Here is an 18,091-nt window from a genome sequence, read left to right on the forward strand (position 1 = left end):
CGCCTCCTTCTTGCGCGCCGCGCCCTTCTGCCTCGCGGGAGCCTTCGGCGCGGCGGCCTTACGCGGCGCGGCGGCCTTCTTCGGCTCCTCGGCGCTGCTCTTCCTCGCAGCAGTGGTCTTCGTTGTCGTCGCCCGCGAGCGCGGACTCGATGTGCTGTTCCGGTTCGTGGCCCACCTCCCGAGGGGTCGAGATTACCCCGGTATCCAGCCATGGGAAGGGGCTCCGCGCCGCCGCGCCGCCTTTCTCTATCCGATTGACACGCAGCTCGATTCCGCGTGACGTAGACTCGGGGCCTCGTGCTGCAGAGGCGACGGAACTGGCGTGTCGGGTGGCCGATCGCCGCTCACCTCGATGCCCCGGGAGGAGCACCATGAAACGCATCTTCTGGGTCCGGTCCGCGATCGGGGCCGCCCTATGTCTTGCCTTGCTCACTGTCGTCCTGGGGAGCACGGCCATGGGCACGGGCGCCGGGCGCTGGACCGTCTATGGCTACGATCTGGCCAACACGCATTACGCGCGCGACGAGCACCACATCGGGCCATCGAACGTCGCATCGCTCGCCGTGAAGTGGGCCTTCACCACGACCGGCATCGTCCCCGCGACGCCGGCCGTCGACCACGGCGCTGTCTACTTTCCGGACGGGGGCGGCAAGCTGTACAAGCTCGACGCCAGGACCGGGCACCCGATCTGGACGCGCACGATCGCCGATCTCACGGGCACGGCCGGCGCCGTCTCGCGCACGACCCCCGCGCTCCACGGCCACACGCTGTTCCTCGGCACCCTGGCCGGCGCGCACATGATCGCCGTGGACACCCGCACCGGGGCGCTCCTGTGGAAGAGGCAGCTCGACACGCACCCCGCGGCGATCATCACGCAGTCTCCCGTCGTGCATGGTGGCCGCGTGTACGTGGGCGTCTCCTCGCGCGAGGAGCTCTTCGCGGCGGACAACGCCTATCCGTGTTGCAGCTTCCGCGGCAGCGTGGTCGCGCTCGACGCGGGGACCGGGGCGGTGCTCTGGAAGCGCTACACGGTGCCCGCCGGCTACACCGGCGGCGCCGTGTGGGGCGGCGCGCCCGCGATCGACCTCAAGCGCCGCACGCTGTACGTGACCACCGGCAACAACTACACCGTGCCGCCGTCCGTCTCCGCGTGTGTGGAGGCCGCCGGCGACGACGCCGTCGCCGCCGAGGCCTGCCTTGCGCCGGACGACTATATCGACGCCGTCCTCGCGCTCGACCTCCGCACCGGCGCGCTGAAGTGGGCGCGGCGGCTCCAGGGCTTCGACGCCTGGACGGGGGCCTGCTACTTCGGCGGCGACTGGTGCCCCGATCCGGCGGGCCCGGATTACGACTTCGGCACGGGCGCCACGCTCTTCACGGCCGGCCAGGGGGCGGAGCGCCGCGACCTGGTCGGCGCCGGCCAGAAGAGCGGTATCTTCTGGACGCTCGATCGGGACGACGGGAGCGTGGTGTGGAGCACGCTGGTCGGTCCCGGCGGGGAGCTGGGCGGCATCATGTGGGGAGTCGCCGTCGACGAGAGCAGGATTTACGTGCCGATCGGCAACAACGGCCAGGTCGAGTACACGCTGCAGCCCTCCGGGGAGGTCATCAACTGGGGTTCGTGGAGCGCGCTCGACGCCGCCACGGGCGACATCCTGTGGCAGACGCCCGATCCCACGCCGGGCGCGCAGACCAGGGGGCCGCTGACGGTCGCGAACGGCGTGCTCTACGGCGGCTCGATGAGCGGCGACGTCCACGCGCTCGACGCCGCGACGGGCGACGTCCTCTGGAGCCATCCGGCCGACGGCTCCGTCAACGCCGGGCCGGCGGTGGTGCGCGGTACGGTGTTCTGGGGGAGCGGCTACGAGAGCTTCGGCATCGGCACGCCGGGCAACACGCTCTTCGCGTTCGACTTGCCGTAGCGCTGCCCGCCGTCAGTCGGCCACGAAGCCTTTCCACCTCCGCAGGTACCCGGCGAACGTCTCCGAGACGCCGCGCTCGTACAGCTCGGCGCGCGTGAGCGGCGGTCTCCGGGGTTGCCAGGCGGGGTCGGCGATCCGCTGCGGCCAGTCGGGGTTGGTGATGGCGGCGCGCCCCAGCGCGACCCCGGTGGCGCCCTTGTCGAGGAGCGCCTCGGCCTCGGCGCGCGTCCAGACCCCGCCGGCGACCACGAGCGGCAGGCTCGCCCCCACCGCCGCGCGGAACAGCGGCAGCGGGTGCGTGTCGCCGCGCTTCTGCGAGGGCTTGCTCGAGTCCCACAGCGAGAGGTGCAGGAAGTCGGCGCCGTCCTCGGCCAGCCAGCGCGCGAGCGTCAGGTTCTCGTCGAGGTCGAGCCCCTTGGCCTGGCCCCAGTCCTCGGGCGACAGGCGCACGCCGACCACGAAGGACGCGGGCACCGCGGCGCGGACCGCCCGGAGGGTCTCGCGCAGGAGGCGAGCCCGGTTCTCCCACGCGCCGCCCCAGCGATCCGTGCGGAGGTTCTGCGTGGCGGACAGGAACTGGCCGAGGAGGTAGCCGTGGGCGCCGTGCAGCTCCACGCCCGCGAAGCCGGCGGCGTGCGCCCGTATCGCGGCGTCGCGGAAGCGGCCTATCACCGCGAGGAGGTCCTGCTCGGTGGCGGCGCGAGGGACGGGGAGGTCCGGCTCGGCGACGGCGCTGGCGCTCCACGTGGGCAGGCCGGAGACCTGGGGATTGGCGCGGAGGCCCCCGTGAAAGAGCTGGACGAGGCCGAGCGCGCCCTGGGCGGCGATCTCGGTCGCGAGCCGGCGGAGGCCGGGCAGCAGCCGGTCGGCGAAGACGCCGAGCTCGCCCTTCCAGCCCTGGCCGTCCTCGGCCACGTGGGCGGCGCAGGTCTCGACGACGCCGAAGCCGCCGCGGGCGCGGTAGGAGAGCCAGCGCAGCTCGTCGTCGCCCAGAGAGCCATCGTCATGGCTTTGCCCGTTCGTGAGCGGGGCGAGCCAGACGCGGTTCCTGGCGGTGAGGCCGTTCGGGAAAGAGAAAGGAGAGAGCAGCGGTGAGGTCACGGGGAGATGAGTAGCACTCGCCGGGCCACGCGGGCTGCGGGTTGCGTGCGGACGCGACCGTGCGCGCCGCTGCTGCGCGCCGGGCAGGGATCCCGCATCCTGCTGCGGCCGCAGCAACGCGCGCCTGCCGATCCGGCGCGACCTCGACCTGGGTCGCCTCGATGGTCCGAGCGGAGACCCCTGCGTGTCGGCGGCTCAGCCGCCTCCACCCGGGGTCAGCGCGCTCCGCAGCCTTGCCCTGTCGACCTCGGCGGACGGCAGCCACTCCAGGATACCCTCGATGGCCCGCTCGATGGCGATGCGGTCGGCTCCGTCGCTGAGCATGTACTCCTCCGCGACGACCTGCCGCGGCACGTCGATCGCGAGCAGGGCCGCCGCGATGACGACCCCGGTCCGGTCCCTCCCCGAGGTGCAGTGGACGTAGACGGGCCAGGGGAGGGCGGGGGCCGCGAGCGAGGAAAGAGCCTTTCCTATCCAGCTCCTCACCCGTCGCTGCCGCGTGTCGTAGTTCTCGATGTCGTCCTCCGCGGCGACGTGGACAACCTTGATTCCCGCGAGGTGACCAGGATCGGCGCCGCGCCGGAGGTTCAGTATCGTCCCGGGGAAACCGAGATCGCTCGCCGTCGTCATGAGGTCGAATCGCCCGCCGCGGAGCAGGCGGCCGGCAGGGATCGGCGAGACGTCGAGCCAGAGCCCGAGCATCTCGCCGACATCCCGGTAGTTGGCGGGCCGGAACGTCGCGCTCACAGGGGTCGCCGCGCCTGCCTACTCGTCGTCTTCGTCGTCTTCGTCGTCCGCGTCCGTGGTCACCGGCGCCTCGCGCTCGAGCTGCTCGGTGATGGTCTGCACCTGGATCTCCGCGGCATGGATCTTCTGCCGGCAGAGCGTCACCAGATCCGCGGCCTCCTTCACGAGCGCGGAGAGCGCGTCGATGTCGACCTGGCCTTCCTCGATGTTCTGCAAGATCTCCTCGAGGCGCGACGACGCCTCGCCATAGGAGACCTCTTTTGCGGCGCGCTGCGGGCTCGTCGTGTCCCCGTCGGACAGCTCCTTCGTCCCGCGCTTCGGCTTTGCCATGACCCTATGTCTCCTCCGATCCGTCCGAGCGAACCCGCAGCACGCCCCGCTTCAGCTCGGCGATGAGCGTCGTCCCCTGGGGCGCGCGCGCCGCGTCGGTGAGCACCGCCCCTTCCGTCGTGCGCAGGATCGCATATCCCCGCTCCACGACGCGCCGCGGATCGAGGAGGCGCAGGCGCCGTTCGCGCGACTCGAGGCGCTCGGATTCGAGCGCCAGCCGCCGGGACGAGCGCGGGCCGAGGAGCGAGGCCATCTCGTCGACCCGATGCGAGGCGGCGTCGAGATCGCGCCTCGCCCCCTGGCGAAGCTGGCGGACCGCCTCCTGGAGCTGGCCCGCGCGGCGCGCGATGAGCAGCGACGCGGAGCGCGGGACCCGGGCCGCCCGGCGGGTGAGATCCGACGAGGCCGACCGGAGGACCCGCCGGCCCTGGTCGAGGATGCTCAGGAGCGACGACTCGACCTCATCCCTCGCGTCCGAGACCCGCTTGACGAGCATCGCGGCCGCGGCGGTCGGGGTCTTCTCGCGAAAGCCCACGAAGTCGAGCGCGGAGATGTCGCGCTCGTGGCCGATGCCGACGACCACGGGGAGGGGGAACGTGGCGACGGCGCGGGCGATCGGCTCCGAGTCGAACCAGGCGAGGTCGGTGCGCGAGCCGCCGCCGCGGCAGATCAGCAGCACGTCGAGCTCCGCGGCGCGCGCCCGGAAGTAGTCGAGGGCGTTCAGGACCGATGGCTCCGTCTGCCGCCCCTGGACGCGGACCCCGTGCGCCACGACGCGGAACGCGAAGCCTGACTCCCTGAAGGTGCCGAGCACGTCGTTGTAGGCGTCCGAGCCCAGGCTGGTCACGAGGCCGACGCGGAGGGGCAGGGCGGGGAAGGGCAGGGAGCGGTTCCGATCGAGCAGCCCTTCCTCGGCGAGCCGGCGGCAGATCTCCTCTCTGCGCCGGGCGGCCTCGCCGAGCGTGTAGCCCACGTCGAGGTCCTCGATGAGGAACCGGTACGAGCCCCAGGGGACGTAGAGCTCCACGCGCCCGCGCACGCGGATCTGGATCTCGTCCTCGATCTGGAACGGGTCGCCCGCCGCGGCGAGGCGCCGCTCGATCTCGGCGCGCGCGCTCTCGAAGAGGGTCACCTTGACCTGGGCGATCTCCTTCCCGAGGGCGTCGCGCTCCACGAGCTCGAAGCCGACGATGCTCTTGTGGGCGGCCCGGTTGTACCCGCAGACCTCGCCCACCAGCCAGATCGAGGCCGGAAACGCCGCCTCGAGCGCGGCGCGGACCTGCCCGTTGAGCTTCGAGACCGTGAAGTCGGAGGCGGCCACCGCTGGCCTCGGCCGCGCGTCCCCGTTGCGCGGCTCATCGGCTCGGGCCGGCTCCTCGGTGGGGATCGGCGTGACGCCCCCTTCGTCGAGGGCGAGGGCCCCGCCGCGTTCCCGGTAGAGGCGCTGCGTCACCTCGCAGAAGCCGAACCCCTCGGCGTGCAGCACCTCCACCACCGCGACCACGTGCGTCTCCGGGACGCGCCAGGTCTTCTGTTCGGGATTCCAGCGGCGGGACGGGAGCGACTTCACGACGTCCACCAGCCTGCGATCGAAGGCGAAGTGGATCTGGAGGGTCCCGGTCCCGTCGCTGGTGACGCGGCGGCTCATCGCGCCACTCTATCACCGCGGGCGGGCATCGCGGGTCGCGCACGGGCATCGCGGGGGATCTCCCGGCCGACCTGTCGGGGCGCGCGGCTGCGCGGCGTGGTGGCCGAGCGTGCGCTGCGTGGCGGCCGAGCGCGCGCTGCGCGGGCCCGCGGCACGGCGGCGGTGAGCAGGCTCTCGGCCTGGAGGACGAGAGCTCCTCCAGCCACCTGCCCCTCACCCCTTGAGGTTGGCGAGCGCCTGGGCGATGCGCGGGGCCGCGTGCGGGCGGGCGTACATCCGATCCATGTAGGCCCGTAGCTGCGGGAAGTCGTCCAGGAGATGGGCCTCGTTGGCCCAGTCGAGGGTGTAGGCCATCACGAGATCGGCGACCGTCACGCGGTCGCCGACGACGAACTGCCGCTGCTCCATGTGTTTCTCCAGCACGCCTGCCATGGCCTTGAAGTCCTCGCAGGCGACGGGGATGTCGGCAGGCAGGCGCTTGTCCTCCGGATACAGAAACTTGTGACGCGCGATGCGCCACAGCGGCTGCTCCAGCTCGGTCGCCGCGAACAGCAGCCATTGGTTGACCTTGGCCCGCTCCCCGGGGTCTGCAGGGAGCAGGCCCTTGTCGGGGTACTTCTCGGCCAGGTAGAGCACGATGGCGACGGACTCGGTGAGCACGAGGTCGCCGTCGACGAGCACGGGGAGCTTGCCGGCCGGGTTGAGCTTGAGGAACTCGGGGCGGCGATTCTCGCCGGCCCGGAGGTTGACCTGGATGGACTCGAACTCCACGCCGAGCTCCTGGAGCACCCAGCGCACACGGATCGAGCGGGTAGGAGCGAATTCATAGAGCTTCATCGATGCCTCCCTCCTCAGCCGCGCGCTGCGGCTGGTATCGTTGCTTTTGTTTACTTACGTCCGGACCTGCTGTGTCTTGAGACGGACGGTGCCAACCAGCAGGCGAATGGCCGAGTGTATAGCCGCACCGCGCGACGAGTGTCAATGGGCACATTCGTGGTACGAAGACGGCCTCTGCGCCGTTTTTCCGCGGTCCGGAGGCAGGCTCAGCCCGCGTCAGGCGCTCTCGCCATGCCATGCCCAGAACCCGCGTGGGCGTTCTTCAGCAGGACGAAGGAGACGACGCAAAGGATCAGCTCCGAGATCGCCTCGGAGGCCCAGATGCCGGTCAGAGAGAACAGGCTGGAGGCCAGCAGCAGCACCGGCAGCTTGACCAGCAGGATGCCCCCGAGGGTGAGCAGCAGCGCCTCCCTGGCCCGGCCGATCGACTGAAACGAGGACGCCGTGACCATGGCCACGCCCGTCAGGGGATAGGAGAGCGCTAGCAACCGCAGCGCGGTCTGCCCTTCCGCGATGATCGCGCTCTCCCTGGAGAGCAGTGCGATCAGCGCGGCCGGCATCACCAGGCAGACGCCGCAGACGAGCGATCCATAGACGACCGCGGCGCCAAGGGAGAGCCGGATGGCCTCCCGCACCCGCTCGAGCTTCTTCTGGCCGAAGTTGTACCCCACCAGCGGCTGCATCCCCTGGACGATGCCGGTCAGCGGCGCGAGCAGCCCGGAGTAGAGCCGGCTCGCGATCGCGAACACGCTCAGCGCGCTGTCGCCGCCGATCCGCCGGAGCAGGTTGTTGGTGACGATGGCGATCAGGCTGACGCTGGCGCTCTTGATGAGCGAGGGGGACCCGATCTTCACCACCTCGATGATGATGGGCCAGTCCGGCCTGAAATAAGACGCCTTGATGCGATAGGAGCGGTTCTTCCTGAAAAAGAAGAAGTGGAGGCCCATGCCGGCCGAGGTGACCTGGCAGCAGACCGTCGCCAGGGCGGCGCCGGAGACGCCCATCTGCAAGACGAGGATGAAGAGCCAGCACAGGACGATGTTGACGCAGATCGGGATGATCCACATGGCGGTCGAGTACCTGGCGTTGCCATCCGCCCTGACGATGGCCGAGTAGCCGGTGCCGGCGACGGCGCCGAGGAAGATGATCCGCCCGTACTCGATGGCATAGGGGGCGACGCTGTCGGTGGCCCCGAGCAGGTAGACGAGCGGCTCGATGAACACCGAGCCCAGGACCGTGATGGCGAGCGCCGCCGTCCAGAAGATCAGGAAGGTGCTTGCCACCGTCCGGGAGGCCTTCTCCAGGTCCTGCTCGCCGAGCGCCCTGGAGACCACCGAGGCGCCGCCGGCCCCGACGGTCGTGGCGACGGCGCCGAGGGCGATCTGGACCGGCGAGATGATCGAGGCCGCGGCTGCGGCCAGCGCGTTGACGCCCACGGAGAGAAAGTAGATGTCCGTGAGGCTGTAGATGGTAAAGACCAGCAGCGAGAACGTGGTCTGGGAAGACATCTCCAGCAGCAGCTTCCCGACCCGCTCGGTCCCCAGCTTTTCAACCCTGGAGCTCTCGCCCATGAGCGTTCAGTTTGCGCTCAGCCAGGCCATGTGTTCGCCCATCCACTGCCTGGAGAGGTTGAGCACGGAATCGGTGTCGTAGTTGCGGTAATAACACTCCGTGTTCATGACCAGGGCGAGGTGCAGCGAGTACAGGCGGCATCTTCGCTCTTCTTCGACGGTGAAGGAGGTCTTGCCGTAGCCGCGCATGCTGCTGGTGATGCCGTCGGAAGCGAGCAGCCGGAACTGGGCCTCCATCAAGGGGTCGGCCCAGAGCGCCCTCTCGAAGTCGATGATGCCGGCGACCCTGCCTTCCTTGACGAAGACATTGGGGTTCCAGATGTCCCAGTGGACGAGGCAGGGCGTGGTGACCTCTTCCAGCGCGGGGGCGTGCCTGAGGACGGCGGCGCGGATCTCGTCGTAGCCCTGGTCGTACGCCACGCCTTTCCGGGCGCCGTCTTCCAGCACCGACTCCATGATTTTGGTGAACGCCTCTCTCCAGGTGCTCGCGCGCAGGTCCGGGTTCCCATCGTAACCAAAATAGGTGCCGGTGAAGCCGTTGATCGCCCGGACGATCTCGCCGACGTGCAGGTCGATGGACGCCTGCGTCTCGGGGGAGAGGCTCGATTTCACGTGCTCGAGGTTGTCCGCCGCGATCTTCTCCATGAAGAAGTAGTCCGAGTCGCACAGCTCGCGGGTGTCGTCGAAATGGTAGATCTGGGGCACCGGAATGGCCGGGTTTCGCCGGACCAGGCGCATGGCGGCGACCTCGGTGGCCATGATGTTCTTTTCGTAGAGCATGACCTCCGCGTCTCTCGGCGGCGCGATCTTGAGGATGACCTCCCGGCCATCGGCGAGCCGGACGCTGTAGGCCGCGTTGAACCAGCCGTCTTTCAGCTCGACCACGGCGTCGTCGCCGTCCGCGAGCGCCATGCCGCCAAAGGCCCTGGCGGCCATGGCCGCGATCTGCGGGCGTGTCTTCGTGTTCTTGGTCTTGCTCTCCACGGTCTTCCTTCGTCGATTGGCGGCCCTTGTGATGAGTGAAATAACGTTCATTGTGCTGGATCCTGGGAAGCTGTCAAGTCGCGACCTGGAGTCGCGCCGGGGCCCGGAGCGAGAGGGGGTAAAGTCGCCTGGCGACCGCGCGGCAGAGTGGGGCGGCGGGCCTGGAGGCGCTCGAGATCGCGGCCGCTCCTCCCGACGGCTTCGTCGTGAGGGTCAAGATCGCGACGGACGCCGCGCGCGCCGCGGGCACGGCGCTCGCCGTGCGGCGGCACGTGATCGAGTCCTTCAAGGTGCCTTCCGGGAGCATGAGCCCGACCGTGATTCCGGGCGACCACCTCTTCGTGCTGAAAGACAAGCGCGGCGAGCGGGCCGGCCGGGGCGATGTCGTCGTGTTCCGCTCCCCGGCGAACCCGAGCCAGCGCTTCATCAAGCGGATCATCGCCACCGGCGGAGATCGCGTTCAGATCGACGCGCAAGGGCGCGGCATTTCGGCCCCGTGCCCATCGAGGCCATCGAAGGGGTCGCCGCTGGGATCTACTTCTCCATCGACACGAACGGCCTGGGCCGCTGGGAGCGCACCGGGCTCGCGGTGCGGTAGGGGGCTGCCCTCGAGGCGCCTCGCCGATGCGACGCGCAGCTGATTCAGCGTCTGCGATAGGTCGATCCGCGGACGTCCTCGAGCAGACCGGGGCGCGTCAACGAATCGGCGCTCAGCAGCGCACGACCGAGGGACCGAAGAGAGCGATGTCAGGGGTCCGTTGCAGCGCCAGGGCAGCTCATCGCAGATCCGGTTCGTATTGCCCACCACGAACGAATCCTCGGCAGAGCAATGTCGAGAAAGTACGCATCTTCCTCGGCGTGCATGGCTTCGACGTCACGCTTCATTTGCGCGGCCTTTATCGGATCCGGCTCGCGCTCGTAACTGTAAATCCCCCCGAAGATCCGGATGATCTTGGGGTCGGGCCCTGCCAATGCCCACCCCATGAGGACCTGCAACAGCTCGTGCCGAAAGGTTTCGTCGAGCCGGTCGAGCACAGCGTCGATGCCCTTATCAACAGCCACATCGAGGTACGCGTCGAGCGCTTCCCCCATAGTAATGGATCCTTCGTCCCACCGTGCGCATACGGTGGCCACGCACACATCGACAGTCGCGTCTTGAAGGCTCCGCAAAATACCGTTGTAGATCAGCACTTGGACCTCACCATTACCTGGCGGGAGGTGGTACGGAGGCCCGCTCAACGCCGTTGCGATGTGCTGCCGACGTCCGACCGACGAAGGAGGGAGGTCGACGGTCAACACCATCGCATTGTCGTGCAACTGGGTGATCATGAGGCTTGATCGCGCGCACGGTGCCCTTCACGGCTCGCCCGCAAAGGAGCTCACCGCGGGAGCGAGCTCTGGTGGTGGAGCAGCAGCGAGCCCGGTGGGAGACGCGTCCGCAGCCGCCTGCGTCTTCCTGTACTCCTCGGCCGCTGGAACGAGCAGGAACGTCACGAGGCCGTGAAGGCTCTGGACGGCGTCGCGGATTTCCTCGAGCGTGACGCGGAAATACTCTTTGCGATGGTTCACCATATTGACCCGGCGAGCCGCGAAGGCACGATGGAGCTTGCCCTCCAGCGCAGGCGCGTCCTCCGAGTAAATGATCGCGTGCACATCGAACGGGAACGGCACCGATGCGTCGCCGAGCTCTTCGACACGCTCGAGCGGCTCCAGCCGGCGTGTCATGCCGATCTTGTAGATGCCGTCGCCGAACGAACCGATGTTCGACAGCACGTAGACGTGGCCGGACTTCGTCAGCTGCGCGCGCGCGATCGCCTTCGCTTTCCGATCGAGCGCGTCCTTGAGGTCAGTTTCGAGGCGGTTCACGAGGGCCTCGAGCTTCTCGTGCTGCTTCGCCGTCGCGGCGCGCGCGACTTCCGCGGAGGCCGCTTCGACTCCCGCTGCCTCGATCCTGGCTGCCTCGGCGGCCGCAGCTGCGTCTACGGCGGCGAGCTCCGCGCGCGCCCGAGCGAGCGCGGCTGCCGACTTGGCTTCCTCCTTCTCGGCATCGGCCTTGGCGCGATCGATCTCCTCCTGGGCCCTCTGCTCCTCGCGCATCTGCTCCTTGATGCGCTTCTGCTCGTCCTTCTCCTGCTGGACCTTCTCGCGGTGCTCGTGCACGAGGTGCAGCTCGGCGAGCTTCAGGTCGAAGTACCGACGCGAGATGAAGACGCGCTGGACCTCGCCGAGCTTGTTTATGTCGTCGTAGGCCTTCGTGATCCGCTGTTCCAGCGTCGTGACGTTGTCATACCGAACCTTCGCGATCGCAGCGTCGCATTCACCGTTGAAGGCGCGCAGCATCAGCTTCGACTGCTGGCGGATCATCTTCTTGCCCTCCGCTGCGCTACCGCCGACGGACCACTTGGTGTCGCACGGCGCCGCCTTGTCCTCCTTGATGAGCATCTGCTGCTCGTCGCGCGTTCCCTTGAGGCGGGCGGTGTATTGTGCGGACGACTCGAACCCATACTTGGGCGCGTAGAAGCCGAACGACTGGATGTCGAGAGCCTCCTCGATGGACCTAAGCGCACGATGCGCGGCCTCGAACTCCGCCTTGGCGCGCACGATGTCGCCTCGGATCCGCTCGAGCTCGTCGGGATCTCGCGTCGCCGCCTTGAGTGCCTCTTGGGCGGCCCGGAGCTCTCGATGCGCTGCGGTGGTTGCATCCTGCGCTGATTTCGCCTCGGCCTGCGTGCGGGCGATATCGCTTCGAGCAGCCCTCAACTCGGTGCGGAGCTGTTCCAGCTCCTGTGCGGCCAACGGCAGCGACTGCCCGGCACCGGCCGCCGTGAACGGCGGGGAGGGTACGCGCTGCGACGGCGTTGGTTGAGGCAATGGCAAGGCAGGGAGCCAGACCACCACGCCGAAGGACCCCTGATTCGAGTGGGACGGCGGGTCGAGTTGCGCCTGACAGGCCACGTGGGCTCCGTACCGGCCATATAAACTAGCGAAGATGGGCTTCCACTGAAAGGCCAGCTCGCGCGCTAAATAGCCAACCTTCCCACCGAGCACCCAGACGATGATGGCGTTCGGATCGTGCGGATTTTGCGGATCGGGTAGCAGCCATGCCTGGATGAGCGCCTCCGTTCGGCCGTGCACGGCCGAGACTACTCGCCGCATCTGGTCCGGGTTATATACCTCGCCGACGACTTCATGGCGCAGGCACTTCGGGCCGGCGATCCAGACGGCGCGTTGAGCGTCCACAATCTCAATCGAGTGCGGGATAGATAGGTCGTCGAAAGGCTGCATCCAGTGTGCTCCATCCGTGAGAGATCGGAGTCTCTACCCCTGTTTTAGAAGGCGAGATATGGCGTCATCAGCGTTGTCGGGAAGCAGGGACGAGTGGGGCAAGCTGCGACCCAGACAGAGCGCCCGTATGTCGGCCGGCGACGGCTTCCCGCTCGAGCGCGCGACGATCTGCACGCCCAGCTCGACGCCGTCGCGCGGCGGCACAAGAAGGTGCTCGCGCGGACCACGATGATCTCCACCCACATCATCGACCGTGGCCTTCTCGGCGTCATCAGCCCCCTTGATCGCTGACCGCCGCATCGGCGCGGAGCGCCTTGAGCTCCGACCCCTTCCCGTCGTGCCGCCCCCGCGCATCGTGGAAAGGCAGCGTACCTGACGCTTCCCCCGCCTTGTCAAGGAGACCTACGCGTGATCGTGCGGGCGCCACCGGACGACGGCGTGAATGGGCTCTCGATGCCCCACCCGCCGAGCCGAGAAAGTGGCCCTGTCGCGCGCGGTTTGCTTCGTGCCTTCTACCGTCACCGCCCTGAGCTGCGCGAGGTCCTGGCGTTCGCCGCCACCCGCCTGACGATGCACGTGATCGCCGCAGCGCTTGCGCTTCCAAGGCCGACAGTTGTCACGCGGGTCTGCCTCGCCGGCCGTCTCGTCGCCCGCTCTCTCACCCGCCGACGGAGGTGGCCGCGATGATTCGCGCCGCGCAGAGCGCCCCCGCGAAGGCGCTCCGCGGCGCTCCCCGCGCCGACGCCCCGCGCGGCGCCGCGGATCGCCCTGTCAAGGAGGTTCCATGCGCGAGGAGGCCGACCCGCGCCGCCGCCACGCTCATCGACCTGCCGAGCGCCCCGGAGGCGTCACCCGTAGATCTGGTGCTCCCCCCCTCCTCGGTGCGGCCTCGCGCGTGCTCGGCATGCGTGGCCTGCTGGACGTCGGGCGCCTGACGCTGTACGCGCTCGCGCAGCAGCTGACCGCGCTCCTGGTTCGTGGCAATGCGGTGCCGGACGTCGCGCGGGAGCGCATTCCCTCGTCGATGAGGACGCGGCCCGTGTCGTCCACGAGGCGATCGGTCGGCTTCCGGGCCTTCCGCCGGGACCGGAAGGCCTAACAGGCAGGCGCCGGTAGCAAGACTCACGGCCGCCGGGAGGTAGCCTTGGCGAACCCTCACCGCATGGCCGAGCAGCAGGCTCCGTCCCCTCACGGGCCCGTCAAGGCGCGTGAGCTTGCGATGGCCTCGAGTTCATCAGGGTCGATCATGCCCAAGGCGTCGACGGGCCGGGGACGCCGGTTGCGTGGCGTTGGGCGGGGGCAGGTTCCAGTCGCCGCCCCGCGGGTGCACGTCGCCCGGCTGGATCGACGCCGTCCTCCGCACGGCAAGGTCGCGGCATGCGGCCTCCCGAAACCGCTCTGGCTGATGGCGCCGACGCCGGCGAGCGCTCCGCCCGAAGCCGCACCCGTTCCCGGCGCTCCGCCGACCCGGTTGCGCGTCTCGCCGCCCCGCCGTGGAATAGCGATTCTTCAACATATGAAGAGAGTTGGTCCGACTTCCTGGCTTGCTCCAGAGGTGTCTGTTGCTTTTCGATTGATAGGTCAAACATTATCGGTTATAGACATGTTGAAACGCGGAATCCAAGTCTTGCTACACCATTCGTATCGCTGCTTGTTGTTCGAAACAGGTGCGATGTTCCCGTGCTCCGGACACCGGCGCAGCGCGTGCTCTGGTGGACTTACATCATTCCGCAAGTGCTCCAAAGAACGACGCAATTTGTCATGGGCGATCTGTCATTCGATCCAGAGCTCGTTGCGGCTCGGCCTCGGGCGGACCAGTGGGCACGTCCAGAGTACACTGCGTGCAGGTGGCAAGTTCTGTGCGGGTGTCCGGAGCTGCGAATCTTCGCAGCAGCATTTGCGGAACGAAGTGCTGATTCTTCGTGGGTTTTGCTTCGGCCATGAACGTGGTACGTGACGGGCAATGCGTTCATCGTAGCAAGTACTACGGCCATCTACAAGGATGTCGCCGCGCAGCCCATCACCGCCTGAACAGCCCGCCGTACGCAGGCACGAAGAGGTACCACGGCCGGTCGACCGTCCAACGCCCTGGGTCTCACCCACGGCGCGAAGCGCTGTCGGGAACAGGCCCTGGTTGGGCGCCCTCGAGTATCGCGTGGGACCACCGCGCAGCGCAGTACGAAGAGATTTGCTGACCATTCCTGCTTTTCGAGTAGTCCGCGCACCTGCCTAGACGTTGTCATCGTGGAGCGGGAAGACCGCGTATACGAGATGAAGGCGACCGCGTCGGTCAGGGTGCCAACCGTGGTTGCAAAGCGGCTTCGTGCGCCACCGAACCTGGTCCGGGAGTGCTTCAAGAAGTTCGCGTATCGCCACGCGTCCCCCGCGGACGTTCCGTTCACACAGCTGTTTGTGTCGGTCGTCCTCCTCGGAGAACGCTCCGACCAACCCGACGCGTGCCGCTCCTTCAGCAGCAGCTGCGGATCGGACGACAGGCTTGAACTCCCGCAGACGCTCGATGTCGGACTTCATCTCAGTGGCCTTCGTATCCTTCCAGAGGAGCTTGAACTCTGCGGCGACGAAGAGCGTACGATCCTGCGAGCATGCGAGTACATCATAGCGCTGTCTAGCTCGCCCCTCAGTGTGGCCCTCGCCAAAGACCGCAAACCCGGAGTTCATGAAGGCGCAGGCGACGTGTAAAGACAGGTTTCGCTCGTGCGCGCCCGTATTCCCGTAGGTCGGCCAATATATCGCAAAGGCTTCCTGCAACGACTTCGCTGCCTGGGCCATTACGCCATCAATGCGATCGACCACCTCTTGCATGCGTCGCAGCTTACCACAAGCCGCTCACAATGTATCGCTGCGCGCCTGCGTCACGTCGGTCTGAAGTTCGCCCGGCATCCACGCCCACCCGTGCGCCCAACTACCAGTCGATTGGTCAACCGAAGCCGCCGGACCAGTAGTGTACAGCTATACGGTAAGATGCCTTCCCTTTGGTGCTACGTCGCGGTAGTCGCAGGCGTTTCACGAGCGAAACCCCCCGGCTCGCGTTCCAGAGCGGCGAGCGCGAGGACTGGCATTACGTCCCGCGCCGTCGCGCCGGCCTCGCGATCGGCGACATGGACGGCGGCGAGCGCAGCGCGGCGCACGTGCTGCTCCGGGCCGGCCTTAGCCCGGAGGGCTACCGCAAGCTCGAGGGCGTCCTGCTGCTCGAGGGCATCCTCGGGGGCATCGAGGGCAACCCGGCGTTCCGCGACCCGGGCCGTTACCACCTCGCCCTCTTCGGCCAGCCCGGGCCCCAGGCCCGGTGGGGCTTTCGCTTCGAGGGGACACCACGTCTCGCTCAACTTCACCGCTGCAGGAGGCGGCGTGGCCACCACCCCGGCGTTCCTGGGCGTCAACCCGGCCGAGGTGCCCTCGGGTCCCCGGAGGGCCTGCGCGTGCTCGCGGTCGAGGAGGATCTCGGCCGCGCGTTCCTGGCCTCCCTCACCGCCGCGCAGCGTCAGCGCGCCGTGATCGCCCCCGCGGCGCCGCCCGACCTCGTGACCGAGGCCTCCCGTCGGGCCGCGCTGGCGAGCTTCGACGGCCTGCCCGCCGCCGAGATGCCCCCGGCCCAGCGCGCCGCGCTGCTGCGCCTCCTGGAGGTCTATGCCCGCAACTTCCCCGCCGCCCGTGGCGGCGCCCCTCCTCGCCGGCGCGGACTGAGCGCGGCTGGCGGGTCAGGCGAAGCACCCCTTCAGGCGCGGATCGGTCCGGAGGATCGCCTCGACCTCGGATACGCAGTCGCGGGAGGAGAGGACCGTGTAGTAGCCGGGCTTGATCTCCGGCGCGACGCGGACCGCCTCGATCCACTCGTCGAGCGAGAACGGGTCTGCCCGGATCGCATCCCAGAAGCCCGTCGCGTCGAGGACGGCGGCGATGAGGTCCGTGTCCCGCCCCTGGAGCTGGCTGACCACGTAGGCGGCCGTGCCGACCTGCAGGCCGTGGAGCCGCGGCCGGCCGGAGATCTGGTCGAGCGCGTGCGAGATGAGGTGCTCGCTGCCGCTCGCCGGCCGGGACGACCCGGCGATCTCCATGGCGATGCCGTTCAGCATGAGCGCCGTCGCGAGCAGGCGCATGCCCTCGAGGTCGCGCCGGGGGCGCGCCATGAACTGGAACACGGTCGCGTCCGAGAGCAGGGCGGCGAAGTCGTTGACCGGCTCGCCGCGCGCGTGGAACGCGAGCTTCCAGTCGTGGACCGCGGTGACCTTGGCCGCGAGATCACCCACGCCGGAGAGCCACAGGACCTCCGGCGCGCCCAGGCAGACCTCGGTGTCGACCACCACGCCGAACGGCACCGCGCACGGAAGCGAGCGGCGCCTGCCGCCCATCGTGAGGCTCGCCGAAGGGCTGCAGAAGCCGTCGTTCGAGAGCGAGGTGGGCACGGCGAGGAACGGCAGCCGGGCGAGGGACGCGAGGTATTTGGCCGTATCGAGGGCGCGGCCGCCGCCGAGCCCGACGATCGCGTCGCAGCGCGTGGGGAGCGCGGGCAGGAGCGCCGAGGCCTCCTCGACGCTGGCCGAGGCGACCTCGCGCCGGGCCACGACCTCGATCGCCTGCGCGTCCAGGCCCTCGCGCATCGCCGCCTCGATGGCGGCCGGCGTCCCCTCGCTCGCGAGCAGCAGGACGTGGCGGCGCGCCGCCCGCGCGAGGTAGAGCCCGCTGCGCGGGAGCGCCCCGGGCTTGATGCGCACCAGCGTGGGGATGCCGATCTGGGTGGCTGCGGGCATGCGCGGTCTCCTAGGCCCGCCGCCGCGGCGCGGCTAGTCGCCGCGGGCTGCTCTACTTCCGGCCGAGCCTAAGGGGCGCCGAGTCGTCCTGATCCAGGGAAAGTGCGATGCTTGACCCGTGTCCCGCGTCGCTCTCCTCTCCGACCTCAACCGTGCCTTCGACGCCCAGGCCGACCCCCGCAACGTGGCCATGATCCGGCGTCGCCATGCGTTCTGGGCCCAGCTCGCCCGCCTTCATGGCTGGGACCTCGCGGTCTGCGACGTCGCCCAGCTCGACGCGCCGCAGGGGGTCCGCGGCAGTGTGTCCTGGATCGATCTGCCGATGCTACCCCGCGCCGCATACCACTCCGTCTTCGCTCGAGCGGTCGCTGCCGGCGCCGCGTGCGTGCTCGACCTCCCCGAGCATGTGGAGCGGGTCCTCGGGCTCGATCGATTCTACTCGGTCCTCACGAACGCCGGCGTCCCCACGCCCCGCACCGCGCTGCTGCCCGTGGACGCCGCCGTCGCAGCCGCGATCGACTCTCCCGCGGCCGTGCGCCGTCTGTTGACCGAGGCGATCTACGGCGCCCTCTTCGATGCGGAGATCGATCCCCACGCCGGGGTCTTCGTCCGCGGCTTCTACTCGTCGGCCAAGTCCGCCAACCCCGAGCTCTACTACGGCAGCAACCAGGCGGACATCGAGGCCACGGTCTTCGAGGTGGTCCGCCGCCTGCGTGTCGCTCTCGATGTCGGCGGCCTCGCCCTGCGCGAGCACCTCGACCTCGAGCGCATCGAGCTCGCCACCCTGCCCGGCGACCGCAGCGCCATCCGGGTGCCCTTCGAGGTGCGACTGACGGTGCTGGGCGGCCGTCTCCTCATGGCCAGCTATCACGGCCCTTCGAGGTCCTCGTCGACGAC

The 18,091-nt window shown here is 68.9% G+C and carries 19 protein-coding genes; 6 read left to right on the forward strand and 13 right to left on the reverse strand.

Annotated elements, in window-relative coordinates; genetic code table 11:
• Positions 1–10 precede the first annotated feature (10 nt).
• Both ACSRUE_RS21265 and ACSRUE_RS21270 read left to right on the forward strand, forming a co-directional pair.
• Positions 11–280, forward strand: a complete 270-nt coding sequence (locus ACSRUE_RS21265) for a hypothetical protein (RefSeq protein WP_437766019.1) — start codon at positions 11–13, stop codon at positions 278–280.
• A 91-nt stretch (positions 281–371) separates the two neighbouring features.
• A complete protein-coding gene (locus tag ACSRUE_RS21270) occupies positions 372–1,922 on the forward strand; it encodes an outer membrane protein assembly factor BamB family protein (RefSeq protein ID WP_441292583.1) in 1,551 nt (516 codons plus the stop codon).
• A 12-nt stretch (positions 1,923–1,934) separates the two neighbouring features.
• Here ACSRUE_RS21270 and ACSRUE_RS21275 read toward each other — a convergent pair whose 3' ends face one another.
• The 7 genes from ACSRUE_RS21275 to ACSRUE_RS21305 form a co-directional block, all read right to left on the reverse strand.
• On the reverse strand, positions 1,935–3,023 hold the full coding sequence (locus tag ACSRUE_RS21275) for an oxidoreductase (protein WP_441292584.1): 1,089 nt from the start codon (positions 3,021–3,023) through the stop codon (positions 1,935–1,937).
• A gap of 195 nt (positions 3,024–3,218) precedes the next feature.
• On the reverse strand, positions 3,219–3,770 hold the full coding sequence (locus ACSRUE_RS21280) for a tyrosine-protein phosphatase (protein ID WP_441292585.1): 552 nt from the start codon (positions 3,768–3,770) through the stop codon (positions 3,219–3,221).
• Positions 3,771–3,788: 18 nt separating this feature from the next.
• Positions 3,789–4,100 (reverse strand): exodeoxyribonuclease VII small subunit, encoded by a 312-nt coding sequence (xseB, locus tag ACSRUE_RS21285; RefSeq protein ID WP_441292586.1) that lies wholly within the window; start codon positions 4,098–4,100, stop codon positions 3,789–3,791.
• Between the two features lie 4 nt (positions 4,101–4,104).
• Positions 4,105–5,748 carry an exodeoxyribonuclease VII large subunit gene (xseA, locus tag ACSRUE_RS21290; protein WP_441292587.1) on the reverse strand — a complete coding sequence of 548 codons (1,644 nt, stop codon included), beginning with the start codon at positions 5,746–5,748 and terminating at the stop codon, positions 4,105–4,107.
• Between the two features lie 213 nt (positions 5,749–5,961).
• Entirely contained in the window at positions 5,962–6,585 is a 624-nt protein-coding gene (locus ACSRUE_RS21295) for a glutathione S-transferase family protein (protein WP_441292588.1), read from the reverse strand.
• Positions 6,586–6,791: 206 nt separating this feature from the next.
• Positions 6,792–8,156 carry an MATE family efflux transporter gene (locus tag ACSRUE_RS21300; RefSeq protein ID WP_441292589.1) on the reverse strand — a complete coding sequence of 455 codons (1,365 nt, stop codon included), beginning with the start codon at positions 8,154–8,156 and terminating at the stop codon, positions 6,792–6,794.
• A 6-nt stretch (positions 8,157–8,162) separates the two neighbouring features.
• A complete protein-coding gene (locus ACSRUE_RS21305; protein WP_441292590.1) occupies positions 8,163–9,140 on the reverse strand; it encodes a phosphotransferase family protein in 978 nt (325 codons plus the stop codon).
• A 206-nt stretch (positions 9,141–9,346) separates the two neighbouring features.
• Here ACSRUE_RS21305 and lepB point away from each other — a divergent pair, with 206 nt between their 5' ends.
• Positions 9,347–9,781, forward strand: a complete 435-nt coding sequence (lepB, locus tag ACSRUE_RS21310; RefSeq protein ID WP_441292591.1) for a signal peptidase I — start codon at positions 9,347–9,349, stop codon at positions 9,779–9,781.
• 106 nt (positions 9,782–9,887) lie between these two features.
• Here lepB and ACSRUE_RS21315 read toward each other — a convergent pair whose 3' ends face one another.
• Together ACSRUE_RS21315 and ACSRUE_RS21320 are read right to left on the reverse strand one after the other, a co-directional pair.
• The gene (locus ACSRUE_RS21315) at positions 9,888–10,469 is read right to left on the reverse strand and encodes a hypothetical protein (protein WP_441292592.1); all 582 of its coding nucleotides are present in this window, start codon (positions 10,467–10,469) and stop codon (positions 9,888–9,890) included.
• A gap of 27 nt (positions 10,470–10,496) precedes the next feature.
• Positions 10,497–12,425: a DUF4041 domain-containing protein gene (locus ACSRUE_RS21320; protein ID WP_441292593.1), complete on the reverse strand. Its 1,929-nt coding sequence runs from the start codon at positions 12,423–12,425 to the stop codon at positions 10,497–10,499.
• 93 nt (positions 12,426–12,518) lie between these two features.
• Here ACSRUE_RS21320 and ACSRUE_RS21325 point away from each other — a divergent pair, with 93 nt between their 5' ends.
• Both ACSRUE_RS21325 and ACSRUE_RS21330 read left to right on the forward strand, forming a co-directional pair.
• The gene (locus ACSRUE_RS21325) at positions 12,519–12,716 is read left to right on the forward strand and encodes a hypothetical protein (RefSeq protein ID WP_441292594.1); all 198 of its coding nucleotides are present in this window, start codon (positions 12,519–12,521) and stop codon (positions 12,714–12,716) included.
• A 493-nt stretch (positions 12,717–13,209) separates the two neighbouring features.
• Complete coding sequence (locus tag ACSRUE_RS21330) at positions 13,210–13,524, forward strand: hypothetical protein (RefSeq protein WP_441292595.1); 315 nt, start codon at positions 13,210–13,212, stop codon at positions 13,522–13,524.
• Positions 13,525–14,654: 1,130 nt separating this feature from the next.
• Here the strand turns inward: ACSRUE_RS21330 and ACSRUE_RS21335 are convergent.
• Together ACSRUE_RS21335 and ACSRUE_RS21340 are read right to left on the reverse strand one after the other, a co-directional pair.
• Positions 14,655–15,248: a hypothetical protein gene (locus tag ACSRUE_RS21335; protein WP_441292596.1), complete on the reverse strand. Its 594-nt coding sequence runs from the start codon at positions 15,246–15,248 to the stop codon at positions 14,655–14,657.
• Positions 15,249–15,424: 176 nt separating this feature from the next.
• A complete protein-coding gene (locus tag ACSRUE_RS21340) occupies positions 15,425–15,805 on the reverse strand; it encodes a hypothetical protein (protein WP_441292597.1) in 381 nt (126 codons plus the stop codon).
• Between ACSRUE_RS21340 and ACSRUE_RS21345 the strand changes: the two genes are divergently transcribed.
• Complete coding sequence (locus ACSRUE_RS21345) at positions 15,795–15,941, forward strand: hypothetical protein (RefSeq protein ID WP_441292598.1); 147 nt, start codon at positions 15,795–15,797, stop codon at positions 15,939–15,941. The genes ACSRUE_RS21340 and ACSRUE_RS21345 overlap by 11 nt on opposite strands.
• A 203-nt stretch (positions 15,942–16,144) precedes the next feature.
• Here the strand turns inward: ACSRUE_RS21345 and ACSRUE_RS21350 are convergent, their stop codons facing one another.
• Both ACSRUE_RS21350 and ACSRUE_RS21355 read right to left on the reverse strand, forming a co-directional pair.
• Positions 16,145–17,194 carry an iron-containing alcohol dehydrogenase family protein gene (locus ACSRUE_RS21350; RefSeq protein WP_441292599.1) on the reverse strand — a complete coding sequence of 350 codons (1,050 nt, stop codon included), beginning with the start codon at positions 17,192–17,194 and terminating at the stop codon, positions 16,145–16,147.
• Positions 17,195–17,519: 325 nt separating this feature from the next.
• A complete protein-coding gene (locus ACSRUE_RS21355; RefSeq protein WP_441292600.1) occupies positions 17,520–18,065 on the reverse strand; it encodes a hypothetical protein in 546 nt (181 codons plus the stop codon).
• Between the last annotated feature and the right edge of the window lie 26 nt (positions 18,066–18,091).

The sequence above is a fragment of the Sorangium sp. KYC3313 genome, assembly GCF_052075895.1.
Classification (GTDB): Bacteria; Myxococcota_A; Polyangia; order Polyangiales; family Polyangiaceae; genus Sorangium; species Sorangium cellulosum_B.